Below are 22356 nucleotides of genomic sequence, written 5' to 3' on the forward strand. Positions count from 1 at the left end.
TCAGCCGGCCCCACGGCTCCGGCGCGCCCTGCGGAACACCACCACCCCGGCCGCGACCCCGGCGAGCACCAGGCCGGTCACCGCCTGCCCCGTACCGGGCCCGGCCGCGCGGGCGTCCACGGAGGCGAGGTGCGCGGTGCCGCCGCCGCCCGCGTGGACGGGGGCGACGGGCGAGGAGTACGGGGACGCTTCCGGTACGACGGTGAGGCTGCCCTTGCGGGACAGGTCCCCGCAGGTGACCTGGACGTCGTAGGAGCCCGCCTTGAGCTCGGTGCGGACCCGGGTCTCGCCGACGAGGGTGCCCTCGGCGCCGGTGAGCCGTACGTCGGCGACGAACGCGGCGGAGACGGCCGTACCGGTGCGCCCTGCGCAGCCGCTCACCCGGAGCGCGATGTCGGTGCCGGAGGCGGGGGACGACGGGGTGACCGACACACCGCCTCCGTCGGCCGCGTGGGCCGCCGGGGTGGGGAGGGCGAGGCCGGCGGTGACGACGATCGCGGCCGTGGCGGCGGCCGTGGCGGCGAGCCGTCCGGTGCGGAGCGTGAGGCGCGGTGAACCCATCGTGAAACCTCCAGATATCTGGAGACTCCCCCCGGGGCGGCGGCCCCGCATCCTCAGGGGGCCGTCGCTGCTCCGTACGAGTCGTGTTCGCCGGGGTGGGGGTTTCGGATCCGGGGTTTCGGATGCGGCGTTTCAGATCCGGTCGACGAGGTCCGCGATCGAGTCCACGATCTTCGACGGCCGGTACGGGAAGTCCTCCACCTGCTCGGGGCGGGTCAGCCCGGTCAGCACGAGGAAGGTCTGCATCCCGGCCTCCATGCCGGCCAGTACGTCGGTGTCCATCCGGTCGCCGATCATCGCGCTGTTCTCGGAGTGGGCGCCGATCGCGTTCAGGCCCGTGCGCATCATCAGCGGATTGGGCTTGCCGGCGAAGTAGGGCTGCTTGCCGGTCGCCTTGGTGATCAGCGCGGCGACCGCGCCGGTGGCCGGGAGGGGGCCCTCGGTGGAGGGGCCGGTCTCGTCGGGGTTGGTGCAGATGAAACGGGCGCCGTCGTTGATCAGCCGGACCGCCTTGGTCATGGCCTCGAAGGAGTAGGTGCGGGTCTCGCCGAGGACGACGTAGTCGGGCTCGTGGTCGGTGAGGATGTACCCGATGTCGTGCAGCGCGGTGGTCAGGCCCGCCTCGCCGATGACGTACGCCGATCCGCCCGGCCGCTGGTCGTCCAGGAACTGGGCGGTGGCGAGCGCCGAGGTCCAGATGGACTCGACCGGGACGTCCAGGCCCATGCGGCGCAGCCGGGCGTGCAGGTCGCGCGGGGTGTAGATCGAGTTGTTGGTGAGGACCAGGAAGGGCTTCTCGGACTCGCGCAGCCTCTTCAGGAAGGCGTCGGCGCCGGGGATCGGTACGCCCTCGTGGATCAGCACACCGTCCATGTCGGTGAGCCAGGATTCGATGGGCTTGCGGTCTGACATGTGCTTCGGACTCCAGGCGTGGTGCGGGAACGAGCGGAGGGCGCCGGAACCACGGCGTACCGACGCCCCCAGCGTAATCAGGACTGGCCGATCCTGACCCCGCCGATCACCGACTACCAGATCACCCATGACCAGGGGTCGGCTGTCGGTCCACCAGGGGTCGGCTGTCGCTGGAGGCACGCGCTCAGCGCCGCCTCCGGGCGAGCAGCAGGGCGCCGCCGGTGACGAGGAGGGCGGCGGTGGCGGCGGCGAGGGCGCGACCGGGTGTGCCGAGGCCGGTGCGGGCGAGTTCGCCGACGGAGGGGAAGCGGTCGCCGGGGGCGGTGGACGGGGCGTCCGGGTCGGTGCCGACGGCGAAGCGGTAGTCGTTGGACTGGCCCACCCAGTCCCCGTCGTCGTCATGGCGTTGTACGACGGCGGCGTTGGCGGTGACCTCGTTCGGCACGGTGTCCGAGGTGAGCGCGAGCCGGACCTTCACGGTGAGCGTCTCGCGGGGACCGACGGTCAGCCCCTGCCGGAACACCCCGACGAGTTCCTCCTCGTCGGTGGTCTCGAAACGGACGGGGTGGGCGCGCGGACCGTCGTAGAAGTCGAGTTGGGGCTGGCCGGGTCGCAGGGCCCGCTTCTGGTCGACCAGCACGACGACGGGGTGGATGTTCCCGCAGGTGCGGTCCGTGGTGTTGGTGAGGTCGAGATACCAGGTGCCGTATCCGCCGCCGGCCTCGTAGGTGTCGGGGCCGCCGTGGATGCGGGTGGTGAGGGGGAAGGCGCGGGAGTCGGGGGCGGCGCAGGAGGGGGTGGGGGCGGGAGCGAGAGCTGGGGTGGGGGCGAGAGCTGGGGCGGCGCCGGGGGGTGTGGCCGCGTGGGCTGGTCCGGCGGGGAGGAGGAAGGGGAAGAGGAAGAGGGCGGCTGCCGCGGCGAGGGGGACGGGGGCGTGCGTGAACAGTCGCATGAACACATGACCATGCCGGGTGGGTACGGGATCCCGGCGGCGCCATTCCGCACGTGGACCTAGCTGGCCCCGATCGGAGCACGCGCTGCGGCGCGCCGTCGGCCGTCACTTCGCCCGGGAGTGGAGCCGGTTAGCCGTCAGCCCGCCCGGGACCGGAGCCCGTCAGCCGTCAGCCGTCACTCCGCCCGAACAGCGGCGCGAGCAGCAGCTGGGCGGCCCCCTCGGCAACCCCGCGCGTCCCGCCGGGAGCGACCCGCACGGGTACGGCGCCCTCCCCCCGCGCACGCTCCTCCAGCACTGCCCGCACCCCTCGTACGAACACCTCCGGCGCCGCCGCGACCGTACGCCCGCCCAGCAGTACGACGTCGATGTCGAGCAGCCCGACGAGGTTCGCGGCCCCTGCGCCCAGCACCCGGGCCGCCTCCGCGACGTCCCCGCGCCCCACGGCCGCCAGACACAGCGCCTCGACGCATCCACGGTTCCCGCACCCGCACACCGGCCCGTCCAGCTGGATGACCTGATGCCCGAACTCCCCCGCGCCGGTACGGGCCCCCCGATGCACGGTCCCGCCGATCACCAGCCCGGCCCCCAGCCCCGTACCGAGATGCAGATACGCGAAGGAGTCGGCCGCGTCCCCGACCGCCAGGCCCAGCGCCGCCGCGTTGGTGTCCTTGTCCACGACGACCGGGATGCCGAGGCGCCGGGCCAGCGCGTCCCGGAGCGGAAAGCCGTCCCACTCGGGGAAGCCGGTGACGCGGTGCAGCACGCCACGGCGATGATCGAGGGGGCCGGGGAGGGCGACGCCTAGCCCGAGCACCGTCGGAGGCGGAGTCGAAGTGGGAGTGGGAGTGGGAATCCGAGAGGGCATCGGCGTCGGCGGTTCCGTGGACCCTGACCCCGGCCGCCACTCCGCGCCCGCCGAACTCGGCCGCGACTCCGAGCGCACCCCCTCGGCAAGCCCGGCACGCGCCCACCCCTCCGCCCGCGCGGTCCCCGACCCCACAGGCCCCGACCCCGACCCTGACCGCAGCTCCGCGAGCAGCCCCTCAACGAGCCCCGCCACCCCCTCCACCACGGCCCCCGCGCCCGCCCCCAGGTCCATCTCCACGCACCGCTCCCCCACCACGGCCCCGTCCAGATCGACCAGCACCCCCCGCAGCTCGTCCCGGTCCAGATGCACCCCCACCGCATGCCCCGCCTCCGGCACCAGCCGCAGCACGGTCCGCGGCTTGCCGCCCGTGGAGGCCCGGCGCCCCGCCTCCGCCGCGAGCCCCTCCTCCCGCAGCCGCGCGGTGATCTTGCTGACGGCCTGCGGGGTCAGCCCGGTACGGTCGGCGAGTTCGAGCCGGCTGATGCCCTCGGCGCCGGCGGTGCGCAGCAGGTCGAGCACCAGCGCGGCGTTGTGACTGCGGAGGCCGAGCTGGTTGACGCCGAGCTGGTTCACGCCGAGCTGATTCACCCCGGGCTGATTCACGCCGGCCGTCGCCGGGCGCCCGTCGCTCGCCCTCGCCCCCGTGACCGTCACCGTCTTCGCCCTGTCCACGCCCCCATTCTCCCCGCCGCTTGCACTTTGGCAACAGCGTTGCGAAAGTGGGAGGCATGACTGGTACGACTGGTACGGCTGGTACCCCCCTCCGCGTGGGCCTCATCGGCTACGGCCTCGCGGGCTCCGTCTTCCACGCCCCGCTGATCGCCGCCACCGAGGGCCTGGTCCTCGACACGGTGGTCACCTCGAACCCCGAGCGCCAGGAGCAGGCCCGCGCCGAGTTCCCGGACGTACGTGTCGCCGCCACGCCCGAGGAGCTGTTCGAGCAGCGGGCCGCCGACCTGGACCTGATCGTCATCGCGTCCCCCAACAAGACGCACGTCCCGCTCGCGACCGCCGCCCTGGAGGCCGGCCTCCCGGTCGTCGTCGACAAGCCGGTCGCCGGTACGGCGGCGGAGGCACGCAAGCTGGCCGAGTTCGCCGACGCACGGGGCCTGCTCCTCTCCGTCTTCCAGAACCGCCGCTGGGACAACGACTTCCTGACCCTCCGCAAGCTCCTCGCCGAGGGCGAGCTGGGCGACGTATGGCGTTTCGAGTCCCGCTTCGAGCGCTGGCGGCCGCAGCCCAAGGGCGGCTGGCGGGAATCGGGCGACCCGGCAGAGATCGGAGGTCTGCTGTACGACCTCGGCAGCCACCTCGTCGACCAGGCACTCGTCCTCTTCGGCCCCGTCACCTCGGTCTACGCCGAGTCGGACATCCGCCGCGCCGGCGCCTCCGTCGACGACGACACCTTCATCGCCCTCACCCACGCCAGCGGCGTCCGCACCCAGCTGTACGCCACCGCCACCACCGCCCAACTCGGCCCCCGCTTCCGAGTGTTGGGCTCGCGGGCGGGTTACGTGAAGTACGGCCTCGACCCCCAGGAGGCGGCTCTGCGGGACGGCGAGCGCCCGACGGGGGAGACGGCGAATGCGGAGCAGACTGCGAATGCGGGGCAGACCGCGAAGACAGCTCCGGGCAAGAGCTGGGGCCTGGAACCCGAGTCGATGTGGGGCCGGGTCGGTGCCGGCGAGTCCCCCCTCACGGGCGGCGGCCGCCCCGAACCGACCCTCCCGGGCGACTACCCCGCTTACTATGCGGCCGTGGCGAAAGCCCTGCTGAACGGCGGTCCCAACCCGGTGACCGCACTGGAGGCGGCCGCCGCCCTCGACGTACTGGAGGCGGCCCGCCGTTCGGCCCGCGACGGAGTGGTGGTGAAGCTGTGACGCCGGACGCTTACGGCAATCGGCCTGCCGGATCGCCTGGCCTCAAGAAGAGGAGTGGTGGTGAAGCTGTGACGCCGGACGCTTACGGCAATCGGCCTGCCGGATCGCCTGGCCTCAAGAAGAGGCGTGGTGGTGAAACTGTGACGCCGGACGTCTGCGGTAATCGCCTTCCGGATCATCTGGCCTCAAGAAAAGGTGTGGTGGTGAAGCTGTGGCACCGAACGACCGGATCAGCCAAGAACCCCAGCCCATCCGGCTCCCGAAAGAACGTGTGGTGGTGAAGCTGTGACGCACAGTGGCGAGTTGACCCCGAAGTTCCACCCCGAACTCACCCCGCCGATCGAGGAGTTGGAGGCGCAGGAACGCCGCCTGGTCTTCCGGCAGTTCACCAACGACGACGCCTGGGCCCTGGGTTCCCTGCTGGTCGGCCTGGCCCGCGAACGCCAGGCCCCCGTCGCCATCGACATCCACCGCGCCGGCCAGCAGCTCTTCCACGCCGCCCTCCCCGGCTCCTCCCCCGACAACGACGCCTGGATCAACCGCAAGCGCCGAGTCGTCGAACGCTACGGCTCCGCCTCCTACTTGGTCGGAGCCCGCTTCCGAGCCAAGGGCACGACCTTCGAGGAGTCCTCCCGCCTGGACGCCGACGAGTACGCGGCCCACGGCGGTTCGTTCCCGATCACGGTGGAGGGTGTCGGGGTGGTGGGCTCGGTGACGGTGAGCGGCCTGCCGCAGCTACAGGACCACAAGTTCGTGGTGGAGGCGCTGGAGGAGTTCCTGACGAAGTAGGTGCAGGTCACCCACCCAGGGGCGCGGGGCTGCATCGATTTGCGGCTACCGCCGCGTGGGCGCGATCAGCCACAACCGGACCGCAGTCGCCGTACTCCCGCGCCCCACCCCTCTCAGGCGTCCTTGAACTCCTGCCGCTGCCGCCCCAGCCCCTCGATCTCCAGCTCCACCACATCCCCCGCCCGCAGGAACGGCTTCGGCTCCGGCGCCCCCAGCGCCACCCCCGCCGGCGTCCCCGTGTTGATCACATCACCGGGGTAGAGGGTCATGAACTGGCTGACATACCGCACCACTTCAGCGACCGGAAAGATCTGCTCGGCGGTGGTCCCGTCCTGCTTCAGCTCCCCGTTCACCCACAGCTTCAGCGCCAGGTTCTGCGGGTCGCCCACCTCGTCCGCCGTCACCAGCCACGGCCCGAGCGGGTTGAACGTCTCGCAGTTCTTGCCCTTGTCCCACGTCCCGCCCCGCTCGATCTGGAACTCCCGCTCGGACACGTCATGCGCCACCGCGTACCCGGCGACATGCGCGAGCGCCTCCTCGCCGGACTCCAGATAGCGGGCCGTACGCCCGATGACGACCGCCAGCTCGACCTCCCAGTCGGTCTTCTCGGACTTGCGCGGCACGAGCACGGTGTCGTAGGGCCCTACGACGGTGTCGGCGGCCTTGAAGAAGATGACGGGCTCGGCGGGCGGCGCGGCCCCCGTCTCGCGGGCGTGGTCGTGGTAGTTCAGGCCGATGCACACGATCTTGCCGATCCGGGCGAGCGGCGGTCCGACGCGCAGCCCGTCGGCGTCCAGCGCGGGCAGTTCGCCGGCCTCCGCGGCCGTACGGATCCGCCCGAGCGCCGCGGCGTCGGCGAGCAGCGCTCCGTCGATGTCCGGGACGAGACCGCTCAGGTCCCGCAGCGTCCCCTCGGCGTCGAGCAGCGCGGGCGTCTCCGCTCCCGCCGTACCGACTCGCAGCAGCTTCATGATCACAATCTCCCTCGATCGCGGGGCGACATCCCATGGGTGCAGCCATCGGATGACTGGTCGATCCTCCAAGGTCGGCGTCCAGTCCGCAATACCCGGTTCACGGACTGGACCGACCCCCTCCGGGAGACGGCGACGGGTCAGCGGTACAGCACCGCCCGCTCCACCGCACTCCACGTCGTACTGGTCACCACATACAGTGCGGCCGCCAACGGCACCACCGCCACGGTGAACAGCGTGAAGAAGGACATGAACGGCATCACCTTGGTCACCGCCCCCATCCCCGCCACCGGCTGCCCGTCGGCCACCCCGCCGACGCCCACCCCGCCCACGGCCACCCCGCCCCCGGCCGCCGCCGGATTCGCGGCCATCATCCGCTTCGTACGCCGGAAGTTGAACGCCGCGACACAGGCGACGAACGCGAACAGCCCGACGTACACGAGCCCCGCGCCCCCGAACACCCCGCCGCCGGAGAGCGCGTCCGCCCAGCGGCCGCCGAGGGGCGCGGCGAAGAGCTCATGGGTCAGAAGGGGGTTCGTCGTGTTCGAGAACAGGTGGTAGAGGAGGAAGAACGCGGGCAGCTGGCAGAGGCTCGGCAGACAGCCGGACAGCGGCGACACCTTTTCCTCGGCGTGCAGATCGAGTACGGCCTTCTGGAGCTTCTCGGGGTTCTTGGCGTGCTTCCTCCGCAGCTCGGCGATCTTCGGCTGGAGTTCGGTACGGGCCTTCTGCCCGCGCGCCGCCGCCCGGGACAGGGGGTGCACGAGGAGCCGTACGAACGCGGTGAACAGCACGATCGCACCGGCCGCGGCGGACGCGCCGAGCAGCGGCTGAAGGAGGTCGGCGAGCTGCTCGACCAGGTTGGCGAAGACGGACATGGGTGAGCCCTCCGGGGGTCTCGTCAGTACCGGGAGTCCGGGAACCAGGGGTCCGGACATGGATGGACGGCATGACGACCCGCGCGGGTCACCTACGGGTGAGAGTCACCTGCGGATGAGAGTCACCTGCGGGTGCATGCACCTACCTGTGCATGTCACCTACGGGTGCGTGTCCCTACGCGGCGGTCGCCAGGAGGGCGTGTCCGGGTGCGCGGGGCCTGGTGCGGCCCTTGGCGTCGGGATCGCGCTGGGGCAGGAAGGCCGTACGCCGGGCACGGTCGCGGATGGCCGTACGGACCCGGGTGGGCGGTACGGCGGGTGCGCAGCGCGCGGCGAGGACCGAGCAGACGGCGAAGGCGGAGCCCGCCGCGGCGGTCGCGGCGAGGGCGACGGTGGCGGAGAGGCTGCCGGTGTCGAGCAGCGCGACCTGGAGCAGCAGGAGCAACAGGGCCACGGCGGGCCGCGGACTGCGGATCATGGGCTGCTCCTCCCCTCTTACTGTTGCCTGCTCGTACGGCTGCCTGCTCGTACGGTGCTTGCTCGTACGGCTGTCTGCCTGCCTGCCCTCGGTTATACCTGATGCCTCCGACAGTCAGCGGGGCCGCATCGACTTCAGCTCAGCCCACACCACCAGCCGGTACTTGGAGGTGTACTCCGGGGTGCAGGTCGTCAGCGTGAGGTAGTAGCCGGGTGCGGTGTAGCCGTAGGCGGGGCGGACCGTCGAGCGCGGGATCCTGCGGATGACCCCCGAGTCGCGGGCGGAGGTCCGGTCGAGGGTCTTGTCGACGGCGTACGTGTAGACGGCGTCCGCGGTCTCCACCTCGACGGTGTCCCCGGCCCCGAGCCGGTTGATGTACCGGAAGGGCTCGCCATGGGTGTTGCGGTGCCCTGCGAGGGCGAAGTTCCCGGCCTGGCCCGGCTGTTGGGTGCCGGGGTAGTGGCCGACGTACCCTTTGTTGAGGACGTCCCGCTTGCCGACGCCCTCGGCGACGGGGGCGCGGAGGCCGAGGCGGGGGATGGTGAGGACGGCGTAGGCCTGGGCCCCACTGGGCTGCTGACGCCGGTTGTTGCCCGACTCCCCCTGCCCCTGCCCCGCGGACCGCGCCTCGGGCGCCCCCTCCTCCCCCGTACCGGACGCGGAGTCTTGAGCGCCGGAGGACTCGGAGGACCCGGACGGCTCGCCGACCCCGCCCGCCCACTCCCGCTCCAACGCCTCCACCTGCCGCTCGGCACCCCGCCGGGCCTCCCGGTTGGTCCACCACAACTGGTGCACGACGAGCAGCAGAAGCACGACCCCGACGGTGACGAGGAGCTCCCCGCCCGCCCACAGCACCCGCCGGCGACGCGCGCGCCGACGCCGGGTGCTGTGCTGCACGACGGGAACCCGTATGCCGTACACCGCGCACCGCCCTCCGCCCGCGCCCACCTTTCCACCGGGCCCGCACGATAAGCGCTGCCACCTCAACTGACCAGCCCCATAAGCTCCTTCGCCCTGAGCGAGTATTGGCTCCTGCCCCTGATCCCGCCCCACTGCTGACCGCCCCGCCCCACCCCCTACGTCCACCCCTTCTGATAACCGTTGGAAAAATAGAAAGCCGGATAGAAAGAAAGCGCTGTCACGCCTCTCGACAACCCCACGCACCACACCCGATGCTTCGTGATGGCACGCGGGGGACGAGAGGGGCGAGCCACGACGTATTCCGCTCGACTCCCTGTTCAGGGACAGGGAGTCGAGCCCGTCAAGAGGTACGGACAAGAGGTACGGAGAGGCGGAGAAGACAGCCATGATCCGACGCAGAACGCTGCTGACAGCCGCAGGAGGCACCCTCCTCGGCAGCGCCCTGGCGACGGGCACCGCACGCGCGGACGCCACGATCGCCGTCAACCCCGGTACGTCGTACGGCACTTGGGAGGGCTGGGGCACCTCGCTGGCCTGGTGGGCCAATGTCTTCGGCGCCCGGGACGACTTCGCCGACCTCTTCTTCACCACCAAGTCGACGACGTACAACGGCACATCACTCCCCGGCCTCGGCCTGAACATCGCCCGCTACAACCTGGGCGCGTGCAGCTGGAACACGGTGAGCGGCTCCTCGATGGTGGCCTCCGCCAACATCCCCGCCTTCAAGCAGATCGAGGGCTACTGGCAGGACTGGAACAACGAGGACCCCACGTCCTCCGCCTGGGACTGGACGGCGGACGCCACCCAGCGCGCGATGCTGCAGAAGGCGGTGTCCCGCGGCGCGACGACGGAACTGTTCGCCAACTCCCCGATGTGGTGGATGTGCCTCAACCACAACCCTTCGGGCGCCTCCGACGGCGGCAACAACCTCCAGTCCTGGAACTACCGCCAGCACGCCTCCCACCTGGCCGCGACCGCCCTGTACGCCAAGAACAACTGGGGCGTGAACTTCGCGACGGTCGACCCCTTCAACGAGCCCTCGTCCTCCTGGTGGACCGCCACCGGCACCCAGGAGGGCTGCCACATGGACGCGACGGTCCAGTCGGCCGTACTGCCCTACCTGCGCAGCGAGTTGAACACCCGGGGCCTGACAGGCGTGAAGATCTCCGCCTCGGACGAGACCAGCTACGACCTCGCCCGCACCACCTGGAACTCCTTCAGCTCCACGACCAAGGGGTACGTCGACCAGGTCAACGTCCACGGCTACCAGGGCTCGGGCGGCCGTCGCGACCTCCTCTACACGGACGTGGTGACGACGTCCGGCAAGAAGCTGTGGAACTCGGAGACCGGCGACAGCGACGGCACCGGCTACACCATGGCCTTCAACCTCCTCTACGACTTCCGCTGGCTGCACCCGACCGCCTGGGTCTACTGGCAGGTCATGGACCCGACCGCGGGCTGGGGCGTGATCAAGTACGACGCCAGCACGCTGACGGCCGGCGCGATCGAGACGAAGTACTACGTGCTGGCCCAGTTCAGCCGTCACATCCGCCCGGGGATGAAGATCCTCGACACGGGCGTGAGCTACGCGACGGCGGCCTACGACGCGACGGCGAAGCGCCTGGTCATCGTCGCCCTCAACACCTCCACCTCGGCCCAGACCTTGACGTTCAACCTCTCGAACTTCACGACGGTGACCGGCGGCACGGGCGGCCTCGTCCCCCGCTGGAACACGGTCACGACGGGCGGCGACAAGTACGTGTCGTACTCGAACACATACCTGAGCGGAAAGACGGTGGCCGTGCCGTTCGCGGCGAAGGCGGTGCAGACGATCCAGATCGACGGGGTGACGATCTAACGCGGGTAGGTGCGTCTCCGGTCGGAGCGGCGGAACGCGGCCGCTCCGACCGGAGACGCGGACAGGCATTCACTCCCCGGGTACGACGCCCGGCTGCCGGTAGTGCAGGTGCAACTGCCAGGCCGTGACCCCCACGATCGCCACGAGAACCCCGGGCACGACCCAGAACGGAACCCCGGTCCACACGGCCACCAGCGACACCACACCACTGGCGACCCCCGTGACGATCAGCATCACCTTGCCCAACGGCCGCCAGGTGAGGGGCGCGACATCGAGAGGCCGGGCGATCCGCACCGCCCCGAACCAGAGCCCCAAGGCCGCGAGAAGCTCCAGAAACGTCCCCACACCGACCGCGAACTGCGGCTCGTCACGCGGCGCGTCAGCGGTGTCCTGCCGAAGCTCCCCCTTGCCGACCGTCATGACCTGCCCCCGCCAGACGGTCCCGGTCACCCGGTCCCCCGGCACGAGCCGCTCCAGCACCGGGTCCGGGTCACCGAACGCCACGGTCCCGTTCCAGACGGAAGAGCTCAGCGTCGCCGTATAACTGGACCCTTTCCCACGCTTGCTGTTCCTGGTCCCCTCGACGACGAAGGCCACGGTGAGCACACAGTCCTCCCCCGCCTCCGCCTCCGCCGGTCCCAGACACGGCCCGGCGGCCAGATAGTCCTGCCGCCGCTCCATGTCGGACGGCACCCAGACGGAGAACACGAGATACCCGCCGAAGGCCGCTACCAGCGACAGCAGCACCAGCAACACCCCGACGCCCCGCACCCGCCCCGCCGACCGCGCCCTCATGTCCGAAGCTCCCGTCACTGCCATCCCGTGCCCCGGTATCCGTACGTCATCGCCGTACCCCTGTGTCATAGCCATGACCGAAGCCCGCACCCTACAGAGACCGCCACCCGACGACCACAACAAGCCGGACCGCCCTCCCCGAACGTCCTGGCCTGCGTATATCTCTCCTCCGTAAGCCAACGGCAGTACGGTGTCCCCCATGCGCCCCGACACGCCTGCCGAGAACGTCGACCACACCGCCGAAGCGGCACGCCTGGAGCGAACCGCCGGCCTGTATCCCGAGGACGCCGAAGCCCTGCTCCTGCAGGCCGCGGCCCACCTGGAACTCTCCGGCGACCGCCCCGCGGCAACCGCCCTCTACGACAGCCTCCTGGCATCGCAGACCGGCCTGGAGAACCCCTACCTGGTACGGGCCCTCAAGGCCTCGAACCTCTGGGAGTACGGCCACGAGGCAGAGGCCCGAGCCATCATCGACGGCGTCCGGGCGGCGTCCCCCCAGGACCCGGCGCCCTGGGTGATCGTCGCCGAGGCCCTGGAAGCGCACGACGAGCTGGAGTCGGCCCAGGAGACCTTCACGGAGGGCGCCCGCCTCCTCCTCCGCGAGGGAACGGAACCCCCGTACTCCACCCACCCCCTCCTCTTCGGCCGCCACCGCGTCCGCCGCATGCTGGGCGTCGGCCACGACGAGTGGGACATGCTGGCCGACACCCTCCACACCTCCCCGGTCCCCCTGGACGAACTCCACGACCCGAAACGCGTCTGGTCCCTCGGCTCCGACAACCCGGCGGAACTGGCGGCGGAGATCTCCCGCCTCCGCGCGGAGCTGGGCACCTACAGGGAGGCCCTCTCCCGCCCGTTCCCGGTGGCGGTCCTCCACTGGCCCTCGGAAGAACTGACGGAACTGGTCACGGCGTACCCGCCCCTGGCCGAGGAGTACCCCTCCCACGACCAGCACCTCACGACGATAGAGGCCTCCCTGAGGGAACTCGCCGCCTCCGGCACCCCCAACCTAGGCATCGTCACGGGCACGGTCCCGTCGTACGAGGCCTTCGCCGCGTCGGAGGGAGCTTCCCCGGCGGACGGCGCACTGCTCCCCCAGTACGCGACGACGCTGGCAGCCCGGGGACGTGCGGTGGCTTGGCCACCACAGCGGGGGGCGGCGTGCTGGTGCGGATCGGGGCGGGTGTATGGGGAGTGCCACGGCACGGAGACAAGCTGAGCGCGACGACCTGAGGTAGGTGGGTAGGTAGGTAGGTAGGTAGATGGGTCGGTAGTTAGGTCGGTAGTTAGGTCGCTAGGTCGGTCGCCAACGGCTGTCTGGCGGGTGGGCGGGGGGAGCCGAACATGTCCCAGCCAGGTCTCACGGTCGCCTTGCTCTTGGCCGCCCTCTGGCTGGGCACCGGCCTGAAGATCATCCACGTAGCCCTCCACGGCCGCCGAGGCCTCCGTCTCCTCGGCGTACCGGGCACCCGCGCCGAGGGCGAGGTCGTCCGAGGCTTCCGCCGCGAGGGCCCCACCCTCCACCCCGCCCAGGTCCGCTACCAGGCCGGCCCGAACGCCCAGACCTACCGCCGAGCTCCGCTCAACGCGCAGCACGTCCAGGACCTGGAGGTCGGCCTCCCGGTGACGATCCGGTACGACCCGGCGGACCCCCGCAGGATGGTGGTCACGGCCACGCAGAAGACGGCGGGCCCGATCTCCAGCCTGTGGAGCGGGGTGGCCCTGTGCCTCTTCGGGATCGCCTTGGCGATATGGGCGTTCGTATGACGCAAAGGCCCTCGCTCGGGAGTTCACGTCACTCCCGATAGACAGGCGGAGTGTTGGCATAGGTATGCCCGGTCGGTGCGGTCCAAGTCGCAACCCCACTATGGGGATCCCGGGTGACCCGCCACCCCGGATGATGAGTCTTGAGCCGATGATGCCGCCGACACAACGGCTGCAAGTTGTCCGGCGTCGTCAGGCCACCACGCTCCGGATGCCGATGATCAAACGGCTGCACATGATCAAGATCGCACCGATGAGCAGGCATCCGACAGCTGGGGAACGCGCAGTACTGATCCCGAGCAAGAACATGCCGCTCCGTCTCAGCGGTAGGCCGATAGCTGGTCGGATCGGTCTTCACCAGCAACCCGGTCTCCGGCTGGGTCAACAACCGCCGCCACACCGAGCCCGGCGCAAACGCCAACTCCCGCGCCTGACCGGCGGTGATGGGCCCATACCCCTTGAGCTCAGCGGGCCCCTCTTCCGTCCCCAACAAGATGTCGAAGGGAACGGTCACCTGCACCACCACCGAGGAACGCCCACCCCGGACCTCCCCCACAGCCGAAGCCCCAGGCTGATTGACGACCAGGTCAAACAGGGCATCGGCCCGCTTCTGCTCCAGAGTCCGACCATCCCGCTCGTACCCCATCGCACGCGCGTCCACCGCCTGCTCCATGAGCGCGGCCTGCTGAGCAGGCAACACCGCACCGAAGAACGCCATGCCGTCCTCATCCGGCCGATGCGTAACCCTCCGCTCCCGCACCCTCACCTGATGCCGCGCTTCGGCCCCGTGCGGATCGGCGCGATGAATCTCCCGCCGCAACGCAGCCCGAGTCTGCCCCACCGCCAACGAAGGCATCTTGCCTACAAGGGCCTCCTCAACCTGCCCGGCCACGTCGTCATCCACCACCTCCAACTGCTCAGCCACAACCATGGCCTGCAGATAGGAGATCCGCCCCTCCCCCAACAACCGCCTCGTCGCCTCATGCCTCCGAGCCAACGACGTAGCCGTGTTCAACCGCTGCGCAGCGGTCTGATTGGCAAGCCGCAACGCACAGGCAACCTCCTCCACGGCCCCATCCCAAGAAGCCGAGAACACGTCATCCAGGTTCCCGCCCGCATCAACGATCACAGCCTCGGGAATCTCGGTATAGGCAGCGACAGCCGCCAACACCTCAACCTGCTTGGCCTGCAACCACGCAAGGTGCTGCTCAATCACAACAAGCGCATCAATACGCCCCCGCGCCGACATCCGCCCCGGATCAATCCCGTCAAGCTCAGCCGCAGTCTCAGCACTGGGCGCCCGCTCCCGAAGCAAAGCGACCCACTCATCCGAAGGATCGGCGCAACCCCCGCCACCAGCAAAGCTGGACGACTCAACGACAGACACGGCACTCACCCCCCCAATCGGATCAACACACCCATTATCGCTCACTCAGAGTGATAATCCCAGGTCAATCCCACACTCGAACGAGTGAATCACCCTCGAACGACCACCCACTCCACCCACCACCCTCAAGCCGCTAAACCCTCCCGGCGTGCTGGCGAGACGAGACCGCGCACCCCACCCCCGGCCCACAACCCCACCCACCGCACCCCCAACCCACCAGGTGGCCACCCATCCCCCAGGCCGCCCGCTCGCTTCTACCCCGTGATTCCGCGGTCCGGGTCAAGGGTGGCCCGGAGGGCCATCGGCGCAGCCGACGCGACCGCAAGGAGCGCCCTTGATGCGGGCCGCGGAATCACGACACTGAAAAGAAGCGGGCGGCCCAACGGCGCCTCCGAAGAAACCGAAGTACTCCGTGGGGTTGTCAGCGTTACCTGCTAAAACAGAGCCACTGCTGTGCGTGAGGGATTGGGGAATCAGCGTGGCTCAGCCGGGGGACCTGTCGCAGCCTGTCGCGGGTGTCTACGAGGAACTCGTCACCCAACGTATGAAGGGACAGATGGACCAGCTCAACGCAGCGGGCTGGAAGACCATTGACGACGAGGTCAGCGAAGAATCGTCACCTCATGTGCTCGCCCGCCACATCAGCCAGGCCGTAAGTCGGCGGCTCAGTCAGCTCCCTCCAGACAGGCGCGTCGCTGTCGCCAACCAGATCATCAAGTCGCTCGCATCCGGCTCGTCCGACCTCGACAGCGGCGAGAGCGGCGACCCGGCCGACCTCATCGCCGACGGTCCACGACAGCTCCTCGCCCTGGCTGAGAAGGAGGCACCCGGCGTCTACGCAATACGCCCACTCACGCCTCTCTCAGAGATCGCCCTCATCACCAACTCCCCCGAGGACCCCAGCCTCGGCAGCGAGCTGCGCGCTGAGCTAGCCACAGCGGACCATATTGATCTGCTCTGCGCTTTTGTGAAGTGGTACGGCCTTCGTGTCCTTGAGGACTCGCTGCGTGCTGCCAGAGACCGCGGCGTGAAGATTCGAGTCATCACCACGACCTACATCGGTGCGACCGACCGCCACGCGCTCGATCGGCTGGTTCGCGACTTCGGCGCTGAGGTGAAGGTCAACTACGAGACCCGTTCGACTCGCCTCCATGCGAAGGCTTGGCTATTCCGGCGCGAGAGCGGATTCGACACGGCGTACGTAGGCAGCTCTAATCTCTCGAAGGCTGCGCTGCTCGACGGTTTGGAGTGGAACGTACGCCTCTCGTCGGTGGCTACTCCGGTCGTACTCAACAAGTTCGAGGCGACTTTCGACGCGTACTGGAACGACATCGCCTTTGAGCCGTACGACCCCGATCGGGATGCCCGCAAGCTGGACGAAGCCCTAACGATCGCAGGCGGATCGCCGTCCAGCCAGGATGCCAAAATCAGTCTCTCCGGTCTTGAGGTGCGCCCGCACCCGCACCAAGCCGACATGCTGGAGCGACTGCGCGTCGAGCGTGAAGTGCGTGGCCATCAGCACAACTTGCTTGTCGCTGCGACCGGGACGGGCAAGACGGTCATGGCCGCGTTGGATTACCGCAACCTGCACAAGGAATGGGGCGGTAAACAGTACCCACGGCTCCTGTTCGTGGCCCACCGCAAGGAAATCTTGAGGCAGTCGGTACGCATGTACCGCGAGGTTCTCGACGATGCCTCCTTCGGTGGGCCGCTCTTCAGCGGAGAGCTACCGCGAGACTGGAAACATGTCTTCGCCAGCGTTCAGTCCCTAACTGACCAGCGGCTCGACCAGTTCAGCCCGGAACACTTCGACATCATCGTCATCGACGAGTTCCATCACGCCACGGCTACGACGTATCGACGAGTACTCAACCACTTCAAGCCGAAGCAACTCCTCGGTCTGACCGCCACCCCCGAGCGCGCCGACGGCCTGAATGTGCAGGACGAGTTCTTCGAAGGCCGAATCGCCGCCGAGATGCGGCTGTGGGAGGCGCTCGACAACGATCTCCTCTGCCCGTTCCACTACTTTGGTGTGCCCGACGGCACGGATCTCACCCGTCTTAACTGGCGTTCTGGGACGTACGACCAGAGCCAGCTCGGCGACTTGTTCTCTGCGGACCATGCACGGGCCCGTATCGTCATCAAGCAGGTGCAGGACAAGGTGTCCGACCCGATGAACATGCGGGCACTCGGCTTCTGCGTCAGCAGGAAGCACGCTCACTTCATGGCGAAGTGTTTCCAAGACGCTGGCTTCAAGGCTGAAGCCTTGGACAGCTCGTCGAGGCCTGAGGTGCGTGACCAAGTCCTGTCCCAGCTCAAGGCTGGGGAGATCCAGGTCATCTTCTCTGTAGACCTCTTCAACGAGGGCTTGGACATCCCCGACGTCGATACGCTGCTCCTCCTGCGCCCCACGAACAGCGCCACTGTCTTCCTCCAGCAGCTCGGTCGGGGCCTACGCCGCACGCCAGACAAGCCGGTACTCACTGTGCTCGACTTCATCGGCCAGCATCGAGCCGAGTTCAGGTTCGAGGAGCAGTTCCGCGCGATGACGAATCTGTCGCGTAACCGACTCCTTGAGCACGCCGAGCGTGACTTCCCTCTGCTGCCCTCCGGCTGCCAGATCATCCTTGAGGGCAAGTCCAAGAAGCTGGTCCTGGACAACATCCGCACCCAAATCAAGGCGACCGTGCAGACTCTCGCCAAGGAAGTGCGGATCTTCGACACTCCGCTCCTCGCTGACTACCTCAAGGAGAGTCGCCGCGAGATCCGAGAGCTGTACAAGTCGAGCAACTCCTGGACCACAATCCTGCGCCGCGCTGAACTAACCGATCTACCTGAACAGGCCGGCGAGCAAGACCTGTTGAAGCGTGTGCATGCGTTCTTGCACGTCGACGACCGTGAACGTACTGACGCGTACGCGCGCTTGTTGAGTGATGACGCCCCGACGTACGACTCGCTGAGCGCGAGAGACCAGACGTATGCGCGCATGCTGTTCTTCAACCTCTGGGACAAGGCCGGTGGGTTCGGTTCCTACGCAGAGGGGCTTGAATCGCTCCGCGAGCAGCAGGCGTTCCGATACGAGCTGCGGCAGGTCCTCGACCATGTGATGGGGCAGGCCGACCACTTCCCCCTCCCTCTTGAGGGCCCACACGCCCACATCCCCCTGAAGATTCACAGCGCCTACAACCGCTCCGAGATCCTGGCCGCGCTGGGTGTCGCGCGCCTCGGCGGTCAGATGCCCGGCTCCTTTGCACAGGGTGTCCTGTGGGACGAGCAGAATCAGACCGACGCCCTGCTGATCACCCTGGAGAAGAACGAGAAGGACTTCTCTCCCACGGTCCGCTACAAGGACTACGCGTTGAGCCCGACGCTCTTTCACTGGGAGTCTCAGAGCACCACCGCAGCCGCCTCCCCCACGGGTCTGCGTTACCAGCAGCACAAGCAACGCAGAAGTCACGTTTTGCTGTTTATGCGGCGCTACAAGGACACCGACATCGGCAAAGCCCAGCCTTGGATGCTACTGGGCCCTGCGACATATGGCGGGCACGAGGGCAGCAAGCCCATGGCCATCACCTGGCAGCTGCACCACGAGCTGCCTGCGGATGTGTGGTCGTATTCGGGTATCACAGCGGGCTAGCAGGGCCGACTTTCAAGCTACTTCACTGAGCTCAGCGAGCCGCATCAAGTAACGGTCTGCATAGGGTCGCGGATTATCTCCCCGGCCCTCTGGAGGAAGGCGGCATACCCCTCGGTCATGCCGCTCCTCGCCAGTTCATAGGTCGACCAGGCTGGACTCTGACCTTCAGAAATCGCCCTCTCAACCTGAAGCAAGGAGCTGACCGCCGCAACAGCCTTTCGATGCAAGGCGTATGCCAGCAACCTCCCCTCCTCCGGCCCCCACAGCGCCAATAGGCTTGTCTTGTCCTGCAGCTCAAGTGCGGCCCGCTGCAGTTCGTCTCTAGTGGCTACGTCAAGTGGGGCGCCGCCCCTGACCGCGGGCGTAATGCGAGACAACGCATCTTCAAGGGTCGTGTAGGCCGCGAGGAGTGCAGCGAAGGACTGGTACCGCTGGCTGCGCACCCACTGCCAGTGCTCCGCTGCCGCTTGCCCCTGAACCTGAGCCAGTGCAGCCTCAACAGCCTTGCGCCCACCCGCCTTTGCCCCGCGCTCGGCATACCGGCCTGCGATCACAGCCCCGATGACCGCCGCTATGAAACCGATACCACCCGCTATGACCGTTGCTGTTGCATCACCCATGTCGTCATCCTCACCTGGGCCGCGGACCACCACAACGTCATCACGCACGATCTGCGCCACAACCGCCACTCCGTGCCCGATGAAACCACTAGCCTTTGATCATGACCACACAAACATCCGGGTTTCGCCCTGGCCAGATCCTCAAGCGCACAGAAATTCATCCCGTACTAGGTGGGTCCGGCTTCGCCGGAATCTGCCCGGCGATCGAGAAGAAGAACGTCCTCATCTTCTCCGACAGCAAGGTCGGGGAGCGCTATGGGTACCGCGACGGATGGCTGGCCGAGGATGATGACATCGGCCCCATATTCACCTATACCGGCGTCGGGAAACGGGGAGATCAGGCCCTCGAAGGCGGAAACAAGGCAATCCTGGAGCATGCAGACAAGGGTCGCACTCTCCACCTATTTGTCGCCGTAGGAAAAGCCCCAGGAAGCGAGGCCCGGACACATCTCTATGTAGGCACATTCAAGCTAGATACACGCAAACCATTCGACATACGGGAAGCTACGGACGAATTAGGCGCAAACCGCAATGTCATTGTCTTCCGCCTACGGCCCACCGGTCCCTGCATCCGACGAGAGGAAGACACCCTCCCGCGCGCCAACACCGTCCGCTCCCGGTTCAATCGCACCGCGGCCAAGCTCACCCGCACCTATCGGCGCCAGAGACGCCAGCACGTCCAACTGTCTGACGTGGAGCGAGTCGCCGCTGCTCGCGATGACTTGGCGGACACCTTCGAAGAGAGCTCTCTCGCCGCAGGAGAAACGATCGGCCAGCTCGAGGTGACGATGCGTGACGCAACGGCCCAACTCATGGTCGAGCTTTACAACCCCACGAGTAACACGGTCTACGAGCCAGCGGGCAGCGCGGCCAGCGAGTCGATCGCTGAAGCCATGACTCAGCTCTTGCTAGCACGGCACCACTTGCGAAGCGTCGCTCACAGTCAACCGCTCCATCTGATGGTTCTCTCTCCTGAGCTCCCCCGTGAGGATCTCCGAAACCTGCTCGCCGAACACGGCATCGGCGTGGTGTATCGCAACGAGACCGGCGGCTTCTCCGAGTTTGCTACCAGCCCAACGTCAACAGGCGGCGCCCCTAGAGCTTTCCGCTGCTTGGATTGCCCTGTGCCCGCCTAGTCGATGACCCCGTAGTCTCCCCAAAGTGATTGAAACCATCGTCCTCGACGTAGGCGAGACCATCACCCGCGACGACCGCTACTGGCACTCCTGGGCGGACTGGCTACGCGTCCCCCGCCACACCCTCTCCGCCCTCGTCGGAGCCGTCGTAGCTCAAGGTCGGGACAACGCCGACGCCCTGCGACTGGCTCGTCCTGGCGTTGACGTGGCCGCCGAATACCACGCCCGTGAGGCAGCCGGCCGGGGCGAGTTCCTCGATGAGACCGATCTGTACGACGACGTCCGACCCGCGCTGTCCGGACTGCTCAAGCTCGGCATCCGGGTCATCGTCGCCGGAAATCAGACTTCCCGCGCAGGCGAGCTGTTGCGCGACCTCGATCTGCCCGTCGATCTCATCGTCACGTCAGGCGACTGGGGCGTGGCGAAGCCCCACTCGGAGTTCTTCCAACGGGTACTGGAGGTGGCTCAAGCCGCACCACACGAGACGGTGTACGTCGGTGATCACCCGGCCAATGACATCTTCCCGGCGAAGGCCGCCGGGCTCAGGGCGGCGCATATCCGCCGCGGGCCCTGGGGTCATCTATGGGCGGATGACCCGGAGTTGAGAGCGGCTGCCGACTGGCAGATCGACAGCCTCACTCAACTCACCACGATCATCGCGGACTGAGCGCTACGAGGTTCACGAACACGCTGCGTCTCGACACGGGTACGGTTCGCAGCAGACACTTCGGACTGGAGCCGGTATGTCCGCACAGGCCAACGGCGGGGTAGGCAGGCGACTCGCCTACTACCGCAGCGTCATGCGCCCGAAGATGACGCAGCGGCAACTGGCCGACGCCGCGTGCGTCGCGCTCGGCACCATCCGCAAGATCGAGCGAGGCGAGCGTGGTGTCTCGGATGCCACGCTCGAAGCCCTCGCGGCGGCTCTGGGTATCGACCCGAGCCGCCTGCGGGCCGACCGCGACCCTGCGCACAGCCGCGTTCACGAAGCGATGCCCGCGCTCTCAGCCGCGATCGCCGCGTACGACCTCCCGGACGACGGTCCGACCCGCCCCGTCCACGAACTCCGGACCGCTGTTGCCGACGCCGCTCACTGGCGCCTGGCGGCCCAGTACACGCGCATTGTCCGCGAACTGCCCAGCCTGCTCGCTGAACTTGCTCGCGCCTACCACGACGCACCTGCACACACGCGGCATGAGCCGGCCGCGCTCTTGGTCACCGCTTACCGTGCGGCGGACGCTGTGGCCTTCAAGTTCGGCGCCCATGATCTGTCCGCGCGCTTGATCGAGCTGATGCGTTGGGCCACCCCTGACGCGGACGATCCACTGCTCACCGCGTCCGTCGCCTACGTACGCACTGAGACGTTCTTCGCCGCCCGCGCCCATGCCTCCGGGCTGCGCGCCCTTGAACAGGCCATCGACTCGGCACCGGCCGCGAACGCTGCTCCCGCTGTCGCGGCGAGGGGCACCCTTCATATGAGGGCCGCGGTCATCGCCGGACGAGCCAGGAACTCCACGGCCGCGGAAAGCCACCTCGACGCAGCTCGCGCCCTCGCGGACCGGGTTCCCGAGTCCATCTACCACGGCACGGCGTTCGGGCCCGATTCCGTCCGCATCCACGAGGTGTCCGTCGCCGTCAGCCTCGGTGACGACCACGTCGGCCGTGCCCTCGCGGTCGCGCGGGACTGGCAGCCGCCCACCGATCTGCCGGCCGAACGGCGCTCCGGCTACTACATCGAGCTGGCCCGGGCACAGCTGTGGTCCGGGCTGACAGATCATGCTTTCGAATCTCTGAAGGCGGCCCGTCGGATCGCCCCGCAGCACACACGTGAACACCCGTGGGTACGTGAAGACGCCGCCACGCTACGGAGGTTGAAGCGCGCCGACTCGGAAACGCTCACGAACTTCGCCGAGTGGTGCGCCGCTAACTGAGTTCCCCCAGCTACC

General features: G+C 68.3%; 20 protein-coding genes. 9 read left to right on the plus strand and 11 right to left on the minus strand.

Features of this window, described 5'->3' with window-relative positions; translation table 11 throughout:
- From ABZ928_RS27675 to ABZ928_RS27690, 4 genes are all read right to left on the minus strand, one after another.
- Positions 1-561, minus strand: a complete 561-nt coding sequence (locus tag ABZ928_RS27675) for a hypothetical protein (RefSeq protein WP_361524376.1) — start codon at positions 559-561, stop codon at positions 1-3.
- 132 nt (positions 562-693) lie between these two features.
- Positions 694-1473 (minus strand): HAD-IIA family hydrolase, encoded by a 780-nt coding sequence (locus ABZ928_RS27680; RefSeq protein ID WP_361524378.1) that lies wholly within the window; start codon positions 1471-1473, stop codon positions 694-696.
- A 184-nt stretch (positions 1474-1657) separates the two neighbouring features.
- A complete protein-coding gene (locus ABZ928_RS27685) occupies positions 1658-2425 on the minus strand; it encodes a hypothetical protein (RefSeq protein ID WP_361524381.1) in 768 nt (255 codons plus the stop codon).
- A 169-nt stretch (positions 2426-2594) separates the two neighbouring features.
- Complete coding sequence (locus ABZ928_RS27690) at positions 2595-3899, minus strand: ROK family transcriptional regulator (RefSeq protein ID WP_361524677.1); 1305 nt, start codon at positions 3897-3899, stop codon at positions 2595-2597.
- Positions 3900-4024: 125 nt separating this feature from the next.
- Here ABZ928_RS27690 and ABZ928_RS27695 point away from each other — a divergent pair, with 125 nt between their 5' ends.
- Both ABZ928_RS27695 and ABZ928_RS27700 read left to right on the plus strand, forming a co-directional pair.
- Entirely contained in the window at positions 4025-5176 is a 1152-nt protein-coding gene (locus ABZ928_RS27695; protein WP_361524383.1) for a Gfo/Idh/MocA family oxidoreductase, read from the plus strand.
- Positions 5177-5461: 285 nt separating this feature from the next.
- The gene (locus ABZ928_RS27700; RefSeq protein WP_361524386.1) at positions 5462-5965 is read left to right on the plus strand and encodes a heme-degrading domain-containing protein; all 504 of its coding nucleotides are present in this window, start codon (positions 5462-5464) and stop codon (positions 5963-5965) included.
- A gap of 113 nt (positions 5966-6078) precedes the next feature.
- Here ABZ928_RS27700 and ABZ928_RS27705 read toward each other — a convergent pair whose 3' ends face one another.
- The 4 genes from ABZ928_RS27705 to ABZ928_RS27720 form a co-directional block, all read right to left on the minus strand.
- Positions 6079-6936: a fumarylacetoacetate hydrolase family protein gene (locus ABZ928_RS27705; protein WP_361524389.1), complete on the minus strand. Its 858-nt coding sequence runs from the start codon at positions 6934-6936 to the stop codon at positions 6079-6081.
- Positions 6937-7076: 140 nt separating this feature from the next.
- Positions 7077-7814 carry a YidC/Oxa1 family membrane protein insertase gene (locus tag ABZ928_RS27710; protein WP_361524391.1) on the minus strand — a complete coding sequence of 246 codons (738 nt, stop codon included), beginning with the start codon at positions 7812-7814 and terminating at the stop codon, positions 7077-7079.
- A 175-nt stretch (positions 7815-7989) separates the two neighbouring features.
- Entirely contained in the window at positions 7990-8292 is a 303-nt protein-coding gene (locus ABZ928_RS27715) for a DUF6412 domain-containing protein (protein WP_361524393.1), read from the minus strand.
- Positions 8293-8406: 114 nt separating this feature from the next.
- Positions 8407-9204 carry a class E sortase gene (locus ABZ928_RS27720; protein WP_361524680.1) on the minus strand — a complete coding sequence of 266 codons (798 nt, stop codon included), beginning with the start codon at positions 9202-9204 and terminating at the stop codon, positions 8407-8409.
- 394 nt (positions 9205-9598) lie between these two features.
- Here ABZ928_RS27720 and ABZ928_RS27725 point away from each other — a divergent pair, with 394 nt between their 5' ends.
- Entirely contained in the window at positions 9599-11071 is a 1473-nt protein-coding gene (locus ABZ928_RS27725) for a beta-1,6-galactanase (protein WP_361524396.1), read from the plus strand.
- A gap of 69 nt (positions 11072-11140) precedes the next feature.
- Here the strand turns inward: ABZ928_RS27725 and ABZ928_RS27730 are convergent, their stop codons facing one another.
- The gene (locus ABZ928_RS27730; RefSeq protein ID WP_361524398.1) at positions 11141-11866 is read right to left on the minus strand and encodes a hypothetical protein; all 726 of its coding nucleotides are present in this window, start codon (positions 11864-11866) and stop codon (positions 11141-11143) included.
- Positions 11867-12065: 199 nt separating this feature from the next.
- On the opposite strand from ABZ928_RS27730, the gene ABZ928_RS27735 reads away from it, so the two are divergent.
- Positions 12066-13085, plus strand: coding sequence for an SEC-C domain-containing protein (locus ABZ928_RS27735; RefSeq protein ID WP_361524401.1), 1020 nt, complete (start codon positions 12066-12068; stop codon positions 13083-13085).
- A gap of 125 nt (positions 13086-13210) precedes the next feature.
- A complete protein-coding gene (locus ABZ928_RS27740; RefSeq protein WP_361524403.1) occupies positions 13211-13633 on the plus strand; it encodes a DUF3592 domain-containing protein in 423 nt (140 codons plus the stop codon).
- Positions 13634-13661: 28 nt separating this feature from the next.
- On the opposite strand, the gene ABZ928_RS27745 is transcribed toward ABZ928_RS27740, so the two are convergent.
- Positions 13662-15017 (minus strand): DUF222 domain-containing protein, encoded by a 1356-nt coding sequence (locus tag ABZ928_RS27745; RefSeq protein ID WP_361524406.1) that lies wholly within the window; start codon positions 15015-15017, stop codon positions 13662-13664.
- 544 nt (positions 15018-15561) lie between these two features.
- On the opposite strand from ABZ928_RS27745, the gene ABZ928_RS27750 reads away from it, so the two are divergent.
- Complete coding sequence (locus tag ABZ928_RS27750; RefSeq protein ID WP_361524683.1) at positions 15562-18654, plus strand: DUF3427 domain-containing protein; 3093 nt, start codon at positions 15562-15564, stop codon at positions 18652-18654.
- A gap of 44 nt (positions 18655-18698) precedes the next feature.
- Here ABZ928_RS27750 and ABZ928_RS27755 read toward each other — a convergent pair whose 3' ends face one another.
- Positions 18699-19334: a hypothetical protein gene (locus ABZ928_RS27755; protein ID WP_361524409.1), complete on the minus strand. Its 636-nt coding sequence runs from the start codon at positions 19332-19334 to the stop codon at positions 18699-18701.
- A gap of 41 nt (positions 19335-19375) precedes the next feature.
- Here ABZ928_RS27755 and ABZ928_RS27760 point away from each other — a divergent pair, with 41 nt between their 5' ends.
- The 3 genes from ABZ928_RS27760 to ABZ928_RS27770 all read left to right on the plus strand — a co-directional run bounded on the left by ABZ928_RS27760 (position 19376) and on the right by ABZ928_RS27770 (position 22341).
- Positions 19376-20410 carry a hypothetical protein gene (locus ABZ928_RS27760; RefSeq protein WP_361524412.1) on the plus strand — a complete coding sequence of 345 codons (1035 nt, stop codon included), beginning with the start codon at positions 19376-19378 and terminating at the stop codon, positions 20408-20410.
- Between the two features lie 25 nt (positions 20411-20435).
- Entirely contained in the window at positions 20436-21077 is a 642-nt protein-coding gene (locus tag ABZ928_RS27765) for an HAD family hydrolase (RefSeq protein WP_361524415.1), read from the plus strand.
- Between the two features lie 76 nt (positions 21078-21153).
- The gene (locus tag ABZ928_RS27770; RefSeq protein WP_361524418.1) at positions 21154-22341 is read left to right on the plus strand and encodes a helix-turn-helix transcriptional regulator; all 1188 of its coding nucleotides are present in this window, start codon (positions 21154-21156) and stop codon (positions 22339-22341) included.
- Positions 22342-22356: the final 15 nt, after the last annotated feature.

This window comes from Streptomyces sp. NPDC046909 (genome assembly GCF_040644695.1).
Taxonomy (GTDB): domain Bacteria; phylum Actinomycetota; class Actinomycetes; order Streptomycetales; family Streptomycetaceae; genus Streptomyces.